This is a genomic window from Rickettsia tillamookensis (assembly GCF_016743795.2).
Lineage (GTDB): Bacteria > Pseudomonadota > Alphaproteobacteria > Rickettsiales > Rickettsiaceae > Rickettsia > Rickettsia tillamookensis.
Window position 1 is genome coordinate 1328672 of the sequence record NZ_CP060138.2, and the last position, 11243, is coordinate 1339914.

Sequence of the window (11243 nt, forward strand, 5' to 3'; positions counted from 1 at the left end):
ATCTAAAAATACTAAATTTCCTATAGGGTTTACATCAATTGAACCAGCATCATTATTTACATAATTATATACAGCATTAGCACTAATATTGATTGTTCCAAGCTCTGTTGCCCAACTACTATCTTTTACTTGAAGATTTGATTTAACATTTACAATAGCATCTAGTCCGTTTGTAATCGTGGTATCAGTAGTTGCAGCAGCAAAAACTATATCCCCGTTATCTATGGTTTGAATAGTTAATTGCCCATTAGTACCCTGAAAATCTATATTATTAATAAAATAAGTATCAACAGGTACATTACTACCAAAGGTACATTACTACCAAGCCCTGGAGCAAATGGGTTAACATTACCTGCTGCATCCTCAGCAGCTGCAGCAACTGCTGGATCAAAGGCTAATATTGGAGGTGGACCACCTGGATTAAATGGTGTACCGCCATTTAAAGTGACATTTACTCCTGCAGGAATAATCATATTTAATGCGTGATTTGCTAGAATTAAATCCGGTGGAACAATTGGACCAAGTGTGATATCATTTGGGAAAGTCATTGATGCCCCAGGACCGGGAATAGAAACAGCATTTACATATATACCGGCAATTGCAGGAACATTCGCAGTAACACTAAATGCGTTGTTATATGTAAGCACGGAAGCAGGGTTGAAAGGAACATTTCCTCCATTTTGATCTAGATTAGCACCGCTAGATAAAACTGCATTATCTGCTATAACATTTCTATTCACTAAGGCAGCAGCAAGGCTACTCGTGCTAGCAAGCATCAATGCAGCGGTTGATGCGAACATACTTTTTTTCAATAGATTTTTTAGAGTATCTTTTCGTTGACTTGACATAATATCTCCTAAATTTGGACTTAATTTTTCTAAATTATCAATTCGAGACTAGTATTCATTAAACAAAATATAAATTTTCTGTATTTTGGAAAATTTTTAAAAATCTTTGGTAAATGAGATTAAGATAAAAATTCTTAATATTTTTGTTAGGTTCTATGAACATTTCTAATTAATTTGCTATTTTTTAGAGATGTTCACAGAACCTATGTTGCACTTTTAAAAAAAGTTAATAATAAAATTAAATTTTTATTCAGGGCTTTAATTAATATTAATAATAAAAGAGGATAAGATGAAATGATTAACAATTATTAAAAGGACAAAAACTTTTCTAACTTATAATTTTGTTATATAAATAACACATTACTTTTAGTTGAAAAACATTAATTAAATACTAAGATATTTATAAAAATACTTATAAATAAAGTATTTTCTACATATAAAGAGTAATTATAAGTTACTTTTTCTTGTTTAAAATAAATTAAACTTTATGTATTTTTTGCAGAAATCTGGTAAATCGTATATAAAACTTAAGAAATACAAGGATAAAACTTATATGTTTTGGCCTATTCGCAAGGTACTGCCCGCGTGGACCGGTTTTTCCGTCATTGCGAGGAGCGAAGCGACGTGGCAATCTCGTCAAATATCCTGAGATTGCTTCGTCAATTATTTCATAATTTCCTCGCAATGACGGAAAAATGCGTAGCATTTTTATTATTTTTGCATAAACAAATTGATTTGCTACGAATAATAGAGTATATAGTATAGACATAATTAATTCTCGGGGCGTAGCGCAGCCTGGTAGCGCATCTGGTTTGGGACCAGAGGGTCGGGAGTTCGAATCTCTCCGCCCCGACCATAAAAACATAAATTATAATGTCAAAAGACGACCTCATTCAGTTTACAGGTACAGTACTTGAGCTTTTACCTAATGCTACTTTTAGAGTAAAGCTTGAGAATGATCATGTAATTATTGCTCATACTTCCGGTAGGATGCGTAAAAATCGTATCAGAATATTACTAGGAGATAAAGTTACGGTAGAAATGACTCCTTATGATTTAACTAAGGGGCGTGTGATTCATCGTCACTAGTCTTTATAAGTATGAAGCAGAACAAAAAAAAACTACCGATTATATTAGCATCAAGCTCTCCTGCAAGAATTGAGTTACTAAACAGAATCAAAATTATCCCTTCACAAATTATTCCAGCCGATATAGACGAAACACCTAATTTGCGTGAATTACCCGCTCCCTTAGCCATAAGACTTGCTTACGAAAAAGCTATAAAAATTGCATCTCAAATAGAGGAATCTGCTATAATTATAGCTGCCGATACCGTAGCGGCAGTAGGTAGAAGAATATTGCCGAAAGCTACTACTTATGAAGAAGTCAAGAATTGTATTAAGATGTTATCCGGACGTCGTCATCGTGTCTATACCGGTTTATGTATTATCAAAAAAGAGAATGATCAGCTTACAGTTAGACAAAAAATAGTTCAGACTATTGTTAAGTTCAAAAAATTAAGTGATGAAGAGATTAATTTTTATTGTTCTTTGGATGAGGGAATAGATAAAGCCGGCGGCTGTAAAATTTCCGGTTATGCAGAAGCTTTTATCTCATTCATTTCCGGCTCATATTCAAATGTTATGGGATTACCTTTATTTGAAACGGTAAATGCTCTAACTTCTTTAGGTTTTAAGATACATAATCGCTAATAGTCTGGGTCTTGATAGATTTTTCCGTCATTGCGAGGAAATTGCATAGCAATTGACGAAGCAATCTCAGGAGGCTTGACAAGATTGCCACGCCGGCATGAATGTCGGCTCGCAATGACAACTTTCAAACCACGCACATAAATTACCTAGCTACTTAATTCCCAGGCTCATCCAAATGACTCCTCTCATAATTTTCATGACGCTCTTGAGCTTCAATACATAATGCAGCAATAGGTCGTGCTTCTAATCTTTTTATACCTATTGGGTCGCCTGTTTCTTCACAGTAACCGTATTCCCCATTTTTAATACGTGATAATGCTTCTTCTATTTTACTCATTAATTTACAATATCTATTTCTACTACGAAGCTCAAAAGCTCTTTCTGTTTCATGAGTAGCACAATCGTTAAGATCGGATTCTTTTAAATTTTCTTCCTTTAAATGATTTAAAGTCTCTTGAGATTCCTTTAATAAATCCTCTTTCCATCTTAAAAGTTTTTGTCTAAAATATTCTAGGTGATTAGGACACATATATTCTTCATCTTTAGAAGGTTTATATCCCATAGGTAATTTAGGTGTTTCTAGCATATTAATATCTCAATATTAGCTTTAATCTATGTATGTTCATAAGGTTTTTAAAATAATATAATATATAACTTAAAATTAACGCAAGAAGATTATGAATATTAATATATTTTATTTTTTAATCGGATATGCGGTAGTATATACAGCCTCTAAATGCTTTATACTTGTTTTAGTATAGTTTTGTGTAGTAGATAGACTTTTATGACCTAATAGCTCTTGAATAGAGCGTAAATCTGCACCATGTTCAAGCAAATGTGAAGCAAAACTATGTCTAAATGAATGAGCAGTTAAATGCTGTGGTAAACCATAAAAATGCTTTAATTTAATTAATTCACGATTAAATACCGGTGGCTGCAATTTCTTACCCTGCTTTCCTCTAAATATTGGTTCATTATCACTTAGCTTATACGGCAATATTTCTAAATATTGGGTAATTAAATTTCTAGCAATCGGTAACCACGGAATTATTCTTTCTTTACTACCTTTACCTATTATTCTTATAAATTCTAGATTTTGTAGATGAAGTTTCGTAATTGATAATGCCTCCGATATACGTAGACCTGAAGCATATATAAGAACAAGTAGGGCTTTATTTCTAAGTTCTACCCACTTAACATTCCCGTATTCTTCAATATGTTCAAGTGATATTACTACATCATCCTCCGATAAAGCTTTTGGTAATAATTTAGTTTTTTTAGGAGATTTTATAGAAAAAATTATATGACTATTTAATTGTGTGGTTTTCTCTAAAAACCTATAAAAATTTTTTACTGCAGATAAACCACGTGAAATTGAAGAAGTGGTAAAATTATCACAGTTACGTTTTGCAAGCCAACTTCGGATTAATCTTATATCTGCAGTTTTAATATGATTTATCGTTACAAGCTCCGAATTATAATAATTCATAAACTCAAGGAAATGCTTAAGGTCATTATTATAAGAAATTACTGTATGATTAGAGTAATTTCTTTGCAAAACGAGGTATTTTTGCCACTTATTTATTAATTCTTGAATTGATGTATCTAACATTTATAAAAACTTAACTATTTTTAATATTATTCTTAATGCTAACAATTATTGACTCATAATTTTATAAATGTTAGCATGAATTGAGGGTTTATGTTTACATATACGTAACCTATAAAACACAAAAAATTTTTTAAGTAAAAAATTTAATTTATTTTAGGAGAATGAATAATGTTAAATAATACACAATTTTTAGATTTAATGAAATCCTATATGAATCCGGAATTTTATATGAGTTCTATGAAAAATATCCCTAGTGTAGATCTTTCATCTATCACAAATACAATGCAAAGAGCTATGAATATTCTTTTAACAACTAACCAAATTGCTACAGAAAGCATGCAATCTTTGCTTAAAAAAAATTCCGAGATTATACAAAATAATGTTAATACTATTTTGAATACTACCAAAGAAGCAGCAAATTCTAAAGATTTCAAACAAGCTAGTGAATGCCATCAAAAATGTTTAAAATCTATTTATGAAACATCTATGGATAATGCTAAGGAACTCGCTAGTATTGCTTATGAGTCTTCAAACAAAATATTAGAAGCCACAAATAAGCATATTGCCGAGAATGTTCATCATGCTTCTAATAATATGCAAAATATGGCAGAACAAGTACAAAAAAACTTTAATAAGAAATCTGCTTGATTTTTAACGTCATTGCGAGGAACGAAGCGACGTGGCAATCTCATAAAATATCCTGAGATTGCTTCGTCGAATTACTACGTAATTCTTCTCGCAATGACGGAAAACCGATTCACGCAGGTCATGCTTTCAGCCGCTCACAATAACGGCTTTCCTCTCAATTGCTCGCCTTCCTGTTTAACCAATTTTGTAGATAAGACTCTGCTAATTCCTGATCTTCTATAATAATTACATTTTCAGCATTACGTTTATCAGCAGCAGCCGTGAAATTAAACGAGCCGGTTATTACTTTCTTTTTATCGATAATTATAACTTTATTATGAGCAATTCCCGGTACTTTATCTATACCCACGTCAATTTTTGCTCGTTGTAATTCATGCAATTTAGAAAATTTTTGCTTAAGATTACTACGATCAAGCAATATTCTAACTTTTACTCCTCGCATCTGTGCATTAATAAGTGCAGTAGTAATTAACGCATCGCTCATACCGTATGCTTGCATATAAATAGAGTCTTCAGCTCTATCTATCTGATTTGCTATAAACTTAGTACAACCGGCAGGAGGAGTAAAACATGTACTAACTTTACTTCTTGAAAGCTCTGAAATATTGTAATGCTTTATTTTCGGTGCAGATGAAGCTAATGATTTTTGATTTATTAGATTAGTAAAATAATCCGGATTCTGTCCATAAATACCTAAAGCAACTCCTAAGATAAAGGCAATAGATATTTCTATAAATTTATTATTTTTTCTCTTCATGACTTATTTATATTTTAGGCGTTGTTTGTAAATCGTCATTGCGAGGAAATTACAAAGTAATTAACGAAGCAATCTCAGGAGTATTATTTCATGAGATTGCCACGCAGCCTACGGCTGCTCGCAATGACGAAATACGCCATAACACCTATTTTTTAACATAACTGCCCGGTGCTTCTTCAATAGCCTTTAGATTCTGATAATCTAAAGAATCTACTAGCTTATTATCATTATTTTTTATAAGCCAATCAAGCCAATAATTCCACCATGAGCCTTCATATTCCGTAGCTTTCATAAGCCACTCATGACTACTTAAACTTAAGTCGTCATTAAGCCGATAATTATATTTAGCAATCGCAGGAGGATTAACTACACCTGCTACATGCCCTGAATCCGTGAGACAAAAAATCTTATGTCCGTTTAATAATTTTACTCCATCATATATTGAACGCCATGGAGCTATATGATCTTCTTTTGCGGCTACGAAAAAAGTGTTGCAATCAACTTTTCCAAGATCTATTTTTGTTCCGAGTAGCTCTAAATTATTAGACTCTTTTAGCAAGTTATTACAATATGTATTTTGTAAATATTCCTCATACATTTTTGCCGGCAAGTTAGTAGAATCCGCATTCCAATATAGCAAATCAAAAGGCATAGGTTTTTTACCAAGCAAATAATTATTGACAAAAAACGTCCAAATTAGATCATTCGCCCTTAGCAAACTAAAACTATTTGATAAATATTGTCCGTCAAAATAGCCCTTTAGCTTTATATCTTCTTTAATGTAATTAATCGTAGCTTCATTAAAAAATATTCCAAGCTCGCCTGGGTGAGTATAATCAAGCAAAGTAGTAAAGAAAGTGCTACTGTGAACAAAATCTATTTTTTTTGCTTTAAAGTAGGCGATAATTATAGCAAGGAACGTACCACCCATGCAATAGCCGACAAAATCAATTTTTTTAAAACCAAGGTTTCTCACATACTCAAAAGGTGCTAAAATACCGTCTTTTAAGTAATCCTCGAAGCCTTTTTCCGATAGAGAAATATCAGGGTTAACCCATGAAATAAGAAAAACTTGAAAATTATTTTCTACTAAGAAAGATATTAAAGAATTATGCGGAGATAAATCGAGTATATAATATTTATTTATACATGGCGGAATAATAAATATCGGAATCTTATGGACTTTCTCTTTCGGTTCATAGCATATTAATTGCATTAAATCATTTTGGAATATAACTTTTCCTTTTGTTGCCGCAATATTTTGACCGAGTTTAAAGGCGGATTTATCGGTAGTTTTAATATTTAATATATCACCAGAGCTTTTTATATCTCTTAAGAAATTTTCTAATCCCTGTACTAGATTTTGACCGCCGCTTTCTAACGTCTCACGTAAAACCTTAGGATTACAAAAAGCAAAATTTGAAGGTGAAAAAGCATCAATAAAATGTTTAGTTACAAACTCTAAATGTTGCTTGAGATCATTTGATAGCTCATACTGTTCTATATTCTTCTTAAGCCACTCACTAGATAGTAAATAATATTGTTTAACAAAGTCAAAATAAGCATTATCCTCCCATGAAGAATCTTTAAATCTTTTATCTCGATTATCCGGAGAAAATACAGCTTTTGCCGGACTACCGACAAATTTTGCAAAGCTATTCGTTGTAAGCTCTCTTAACTTATCAATATATTCAATATTAAGCTGACAAAATTTTTCAGGATTTGCCCAAAATTGTTCTACCATTAAAGAAGCTATAATCCTGTTTTTATCACTATCAATTAGACTCCTAGGTATCATACTCCCCCTACCTTGCATGAAATGCAAAATAAGCTCTTGATATTTATCGGCTATTTCTTTGAAATTATTAATTATCGTCTCGTGCTGGATGTTATACATGTTTAGTTCCAAGGTATTTCTAAAAAATTAACAATTAATATAAATAGTAAACGAAGTTTAATTTGGAAAAGAGCAAGGCGTTTCACATTTTTTGACCGCAGCGTACATATTAGTACGTGAGGATCAAGAAATATGAAACAACGACGCCAATTTTTCAAATTAAACGAGTATACTCCTGGTAAATGAAGAGTTGGTATACGAAGCTCAATTTGGAAAAGAGCAAGGAGTCTGTAAGCCGAGGAGCGGAGCGTATAATAATACGTGAGCATCCGAGGTCTTACAAAGACGACGTAGCCAATTTTTCAAATTCAGCGAGTATATACCTTATATCTTTAAACCATCCCACATACTATCAACCTTGTCGATAACTTCCTGACTCATTTCTATTTTTTTACCCCATTTTCTATTTGTCTCAGGGTATATTTTATCGGTTGCATCTATTCCCATTTTACTACCAAGCCCTGAATCAGGTGATGCAAAATCTAAATAATCTATAGGAGAATTATCTATAAAGCTCGTATCACGCCTTGGATCGCTTCTTGTTGCTATTGCCCAAATTACTTCTTGCCAATTACGAACATCAATATCATCATCTACAACTATAATAAACTTACTATACATAAATTGCCGTAAGTACGACCAAATCCCAAGCATTATTCTTTTAGCATGACCGGGATAAGATTTTTTAATCGATACTACCGCAACCCTATATGAACAACCTTCAGGCGGAAGCCAAAAATCTACTATTTCCGGAAATTGCTGCTGCAAGATAGGAATAAAGATTTCATTTAATGCTTCACCTAAGATTGACGGCTCATCAGGCGGTTTTCCCGTATAGGTACTTAAATATACTGGATTTTTCTTCATCGTTATTGCAGTTACGGTAAAGACCGGAAACTCCTCAACATCATTATAATATCCGGTATGATCCCCAAAAGGGCCTTCAGGTAAATATTCCTCTAAACTTACATAACCTTCTAGCACTATTTCACTATGTGCAGGTACTTTAAGGTCAATAGTTTTGCATTGCACTAGCTCTACTTTTTCGTTACCGAGTAAACCTGCAAAATTATATTCTGAGATATTCTCAGGTATCGGTGTAACCGCTGCCAAAGTTACCGCTGGATTTGCCCCAATAACAATAGCAGCAGGAAACGGCTCTTTTTTTACTTCTTTCCAACGTTTATGATGCTCTGCTCCGCCCCGTAACTTTAACCAACGCATCAATAGCTTATTAGGAGCTATTGTTTGCATCCTATATATACCAAGGTTGTAATTATCTATTTTATTATTACTAGGTCCTTTAGTAACTACTATCCCCCAAGTAATTAAAGGCGAAATATCATCAGGCCAACATCTTTGGATCGGCAATATATTAATATTCGGTTTGTCAATGACGATTTCATGACAGGCTGCTTTTGATATTGTTTTAGGAGACATAGCAAAGATACGCTTAGCAAGAGGTAACATTGATAATGTTTCTTTAAAAGATGCGGGAGGTTGCGGCTGTTTAAGGAATGCTAGTAAAACACCAAGCTCTCTTAATTCTTTGGGTGACTTAAGTTTAAGCCCCATACAAATACGATTTATACTAGCATAAAGATTAGTTAGAACAGGGATGTCAGATTTAATGCCGTCGGCTTTTATAACATTTTCAAAAAGTAATGCAGGTCCGCCTTGTGCTAATACTCTTCTACTAATTTCAGTAATTTCTAGGTCAGTTTTAACTGGGGTAGAAATACGCTTTAACTCACCGTTTTTTTCTAAAAATTTTAAAAATTCCGGTAAGTCTTTAAAGCTCATAGTTCTATTTTTTTATTTATAATGCGTGGCTTATTTTATCGTCATTGCGAGCGACTGCAAGGAGCGTGGCAATCTCAGGATGCTTGACAAGATTGCCACGTCGCTTCGCTCCGGTCTTGTTGCATGGCTCGAAAAACCCGCTCGGTGTCATACCGTGGCTTGTCCACGGTATCCAGTAAAACAACTAAAAATACTAATAATATTAGTATTTTTAACTGGATCCCGTGAATAAATCACGGGATGACAAAGGTGAAGCTGAGCCATGCAACAACGCCCTTCGCTCCTCGCAATGACGGTGCGGGGTGACAGCTCCCTATTTACTAAAATTAGCTTTTACCTGCATATCGTTCTGAATAATTGCATAGTTAATTAGCTCGTCAATTACAGAATTTTTAATATTATATATTATATTTTTTTCTGAATTGATATGAATATTTTTAGCCGTTAATTCATCGATAGTTCTAGATTTAATATATGCAAAATATACTTCATCACCTACTTGGAATATAGGTGTATTACTTCCTATTTTAGTATTAAAAATTGATAATAATATTTCAGGAGTTAGAGTTAGATCATTTTCCATTTCGGATCTAATATAGCTTTTTTTGCTTATTTTTATTCCGGTAGCTTTAAGCTCTTTTATGTTCTCTTGATCTGAATTATACTCCTTTGCTAAATCCTTGATAATTTTTAAGTTTACATCTGCAATATTCCGCTTTATCCAAGCTTTATTTACCTGCTCTTTAATAGCACCAAATTCAGGTATTTTTGCCGGCTGAATCGATTTTAATTCTACCAATATAAGATAGCTTTTATCTTCTGCTTCTATAGGATAAGATAATTCTCCTTCCGAAAGCTCAAAAATACTATCAGCATTTTCGGCAATTATTTTATCTTCAATAAGCTCTGCATAACTGATATAGTTAACGTTTTGTATCGGTAGCTTATATTTTTCAGCAATTTCAACTAAGCTAGAACCGGCTGCCGTCTCATCTTCCAGCTTTTTAGCAAACTCCATATTAAGTATGTCGATTTTTTGAGCCTTTAATAAATCATGTAATTGTTTCTGTACTGCTTCAAAACTTTGATCACCGAATTCATCTTTATTTTCATTATAAAACTCTAACAACTCATCTTGAGTAACTGAGACTTTTAAATCCTTAATATTAGCTTTAATATAAGAAAAGCTGCGTTTCTCAGGTATTTCAAACGAGGTTTTATTATCTTGGTAAAAATCCTTTAATTGCTGATCGGTAGGGGTAGAGATTTGTAAATCTTTCGGTTTATTTTGTAAATCTATTTGTACTAATTCTACTTCTCTTTTTTCAGCCATATAATCTACTATATTGTCAATCATAGCTTTAGGGACATAGAAACTTTCTACAAAAGTACCGACAAAAATATTTTTTAGAGCTTTTTCTTTGAAGTTTAATAAATATTTTTCTTCATCCATATAAGAATTTCTAAAATAAGTTTTAAAAATTTTTATATCGAAAACACCTTGCTCATTTTTAAAAACCGGTGATTCTTTAACTAAAATTTTAACTGTATCATCACTTAGATCTAAGTCATAATAACTAACTAAATAATCTAAGACATTATCGTAAACAAGCCTTTTTAGGATTCGGTTATCAATATTTAACTGTGCGATTTCTTCATCCGTTAAACTTGTTCCTGTTTGCTTACTTATAGCATTAATTTCTAAAGATTTTGCCCGCAAAAAATCTTCTTGGGATATATTTTTCACATGAGAAAAAGTAACAATATCGCCGCTTCTTCTTCCGTTTAATACATCTTTAATACCAAAGCCGACAAAAGCAAAAGCTATCATTGCGAATAAAACTCGCATTATAAAACTATCGGCAGTTTTTCTAATATTATCTAACATAATTTTCCTCAGTGTCATCCCGTGGCCTGTCCACGGGATCCATAAAAAAACAAAGACTGGATACCGTGGACAAGCCAC

The 11243-nt window shown here is 32.7% G+C and carries 10 protein-coding genes, 1 tRNA gene and 1 pseudogene; 5 read left to right on the forward strand and 7 right to left on the reverse strand.

Translation table 11 applies throughout. The features are described from left to right. Positions 1 to 263: 263 nt before the first annotated feature. A complete protein-coding gene (locus H6P87_RS06610) occupies positions 264 to 848 on the reverse strand; it encodes a hypothetical protein (RefSeq protein ID WP_202069438.1) in 585 nt (194 codons plus the stop codon). Between the two features lie 558 nt (positions 849 to 1406). Here H6P87_RS06610 and H6P87_RS07580 point away from each other — a divergent pair. From H6P87_RS07580 to H6P87_RS06625, 4 genes and pseudogenes are all read left to right on the forward strand, one after another. After that, positions 1407 to 1589 (forward strand): annotated as a pseudogene (locus tag H6P87_RS07580) (hypothetical protein); the annotation flags it as partial. Between the two features lie 38 nt (positions 1590 to 1627). Next, positions 1628 to 1704: transfer RNA gene (locus tag H6P87_RS06615), tRNA-Pro, on the forward strand. 17 nt (positions 1705 to 1721) lie between these two features. After that, positions 1722 to 1937 (forward strand): translation initiation factor IF-1, encoded by a 216-nt coding sequence (gene infA / locus H6P87_RS06620; RefSeq protein ID WP_008579354.1) that lies wholly within the window; start codon positions 1722 to 1724, stop codon positions 1935 to 1937. An 11-nt stretch (positions 1938 to 1948) separates the two neighbouring features. Next, the gene (locus tag H6P87_RS06625) at positions 1949 to 2560 is read left to right on the forward strand and encodes a Maf family protein (RefSeq protein ID WP_202069439.1); all 612 of its coding nucleotides are present in this window, start codon (positions 1949 to 1951) and stop codon (positions 2558 to 2560) included. Between the two features lie 154 nt (positions 2561 to 2714). On the opposite strand, the gene dksA is transcribed toward H6P87_RS06625, so the two are convergent. Together dksA and H6P87_RS06635 are read right to left on the reverse strand one after the other, a co-directional pair. Further along, positions 2715 to 3146: an RNA polymerase-binding protein DksA gene (gene dksA / locus H6P87_RS06630; protein WP_032073655.1), complete on the reverse strand. Its 432-nt coding sequence runs from the start codon at positions 3144 to 3146 to the stop codon at positions 2715 to 2717. Positions 3147 to 3254: 108 nt separating this feature from the next. Beyond that, a complete protein-coding gene (locus H6P87_RS06635) occupies positions 3255 to 4172 on the reverse strand; it encodes a tyrosine recombinase XerC (RefSeq protein WP_202069440.1) in 918 nt (305 codons plus the stop codon). 168 nt (positions 4173 to 4340) lie between these two features. Between H6P87_RS06635 and H6P87_RS06640 the strand changes: the two genes are divergently transcribed. Beyond that, entirely contained in the window at positions 4341 to 4820 is a 480-nt protein-coding gene (locus tag H6P87_RS06640; protein WP_202069441.1) for a phasin family protein, read from the forward strand. Positions 4821 to 4974: 154 nt separating this feature from the next. On the opposite strand, the gene pld is transcribed toward H6P87_RS06640, so the two are convergent. The 4 genes from pld to H6P87_RS06665 all read right to left on the reverse strand — a co-directional run bounded on the left by pld (position 4975) and on the right by H6P87_RS06665 (position 11165). Then, positions 4975 to 5577, reverse strand: a complete 603-nt coding sequence (pld, locus tag H6P87_RS06645; RefSeq protein WP_202069442.1) for a phospholipase D — start codon at positions 5575 to 5577, stop codon at positions 4975 to 4977. Between the two features lie 145 nt (positions 5578 to 5722). Then, a complete protein-coding gene (locus H6P87_RS06650) occupies positions 5723 to 7474 on the reverse strand; it encodes a PHA/PHB synthase family protein (protein ID WP_202069443.1) in 1752 nt (583 codons plus the stop codon). A gap of 324 nt (positions 7475 to 7798) precedes the next feature. Beyond that, positions 7799 to 9277, reverse strand: a complete 1479-nt coding sequence (locus H6P87_RS06660; protein ID WP_202069445.1) for a UbiD family decarboxylase — start codon at positions 9275 to 9277, stop codon at positions 7799 to 7801. 313 nt (positions 9278 to 9590) lie between these two features. Continuing rightward, positions 9591 to 11165: a SurA N-terminal domain-containing protein gene (locus H6P87_RS06665; RefSeq protein WP_202069446.1), complete on the reverse strand. Its 1575-nt coding sequence runs from the start codon at positions 11163 to 11165 to the stop codon at positions 9591 to 9593. Positions 11166 to 11243 lie beyond the last annotated feature (78 nt).